At 75.1% G+C, this 1455-nt stretch carries 1 protein-coding gene; it reads left to right on the top strand.

Features of this window, described 5'->3' with window-relative positions:
• The first annotated feature begins 8 nt into the window (after nucleotides 1-8).
• On the top strand, nucleotides 9-1349 hold the full coding sequence (locus tag NBW84_RS09035; RefSeq protein WP_445548674.1) for an FAD-binding oxidoreductase: 1341 nt from the start codon (nucleotides 9-11) through the stop codon (nucleotides 1347-1349).
• Nucleotides 1350-1455: the final 106 nt, after the last annotated feature.

The following is a 1455-nucleotide window of genomic DNA, read 5'->3' as shown; positions in this document are numbered from 1 at the left end:
GGCCGGGCCTGCGCGGCCTGGTCGACGGCCGCCTGCGGCTGCCGGGCGACGCCGGCTTCACCGCGGCGAGCCGGCCGTTCAACGAGCGCTACCAGCACGTCCGGCCCGCCGCGGCGCTGACGGTGGCGAACGCCGCCGACGTCGGCCGGGCGATCGGCTGGGCCCGCGAGCACGGCACGCCGTTCACCGTCCGGGGCGGCGGGCACAGCTACACGGGCAGCTCGGTCGGCACCGGGCTGGTGCTCGACCTGCGCGCGCTGGACGAGGTGCGGGTCGACCCGTCGAGCGGGCTGGTCACCGTCGGCGGCGGCGCCCGGATGAAGGCGATCTACGCCGCGCTGCGCCTGCACGGCCTGGCGTTCCCGCTGGGCAACTCCGACGACGTCGGGATCGGCGGGCTGGTGCTCGGCGGCGGTGTCGCGGCGGTGTCACGCGCGTTCGGCCTGACCTGTGACGCGCTGGTGCGCACCGACGTCGTCCTCGCCGACGGCACGACGCTGGCCTGTAGCGAGGCCGAGAACGCCGACCTGTTCTGGGCCTGCCGCGGGGGCGGCGGTGGGAACTTCGGGGTGAACACCTCCTTCACCTTCCAGGCCCGGTCGGTGCCGCCCGTCAGCTCCACCTGCCTGCTGCTGTGGTCCTGGGAGCATGCGCCCGAGGTGCTGAGCACCGCGCAGGAGATCATGCGGCGCGCGCCGGAGGAGTTCGCCGCCCGGATCGGCGTGAGCCGCGCGCCAGGCCAGGACGGCGTGGTCTCGATGATCGGGCAGCACCTCGGCCCGGCCGTGGAGCTGCGGGAGCTGCTCACACCCGCGCTGGCCGCCGCCACGCCGTACCGGGCGGACGTCGCCGACCGGACCTACTGGGAGGCCGCGGACTACCTGCACCACACCACCTCGGGCGGCGCGTTCGCGGTACGCACCCGGTGCGTGCCGGAGTCGCTGCCCGAGGAGGGCGTGGCGGCCCTGCTGGCGGCCCTGGAGAAGTGGCCGGGGAGCGGCAACCCGGACGGCGCCGGGGCCGCCCTGTTCACCTGGGGCGGCGCGATCAGCCGGGTGCCGGTGGCCGGCAGCGCGTTCCCGCACCGGGACGCGCTGTTCCTGATCAGCATGGACGCCTCGTGGAGCACCGGCGATCCCGCCGCGGTGCGGCGGGACAACCTGGAGTGGCTGACCGGCCTGCACCGGGAGATGGGCGCGTTCGCCTCCGACGCGGCCTACGTCAACTTTCCCGACCCTGATCTTCCTGACTGGCGGTCGGCCTACTACGGCCCGAACCTGGCGCGGCTGAGCGAGGTCAAACGCCGCTACGACCCCGACCGCGTCTTCCGCTCCGCCCAGGGGATCTAGGTCCTCGCCCAGCTGACCCAGCGCGCCCACCGCATCCAAGGGGAGCGATCACATGACCGAGACACAGACCCACCGCGAGCCCGCCGCGGCCGGCCCCGGCTCCGCC

The sequence above is a fragment of the Protofrankia sp. CiP1_Cm_nod2 genome, from assembly GCF_920664355.1.
In the GTDB taxonomy this organism is placed as follows: domain Bacteria; phylum Actinomycetota; class Actinomycetes; order Frankiales; family Frankiaceae; genus Protofrankia.
The sequence above is the reverse complement of the archived record's forward strand: the minus strand, read 5'-3'. Positions and strand labels throughout refer to the sequence as shown.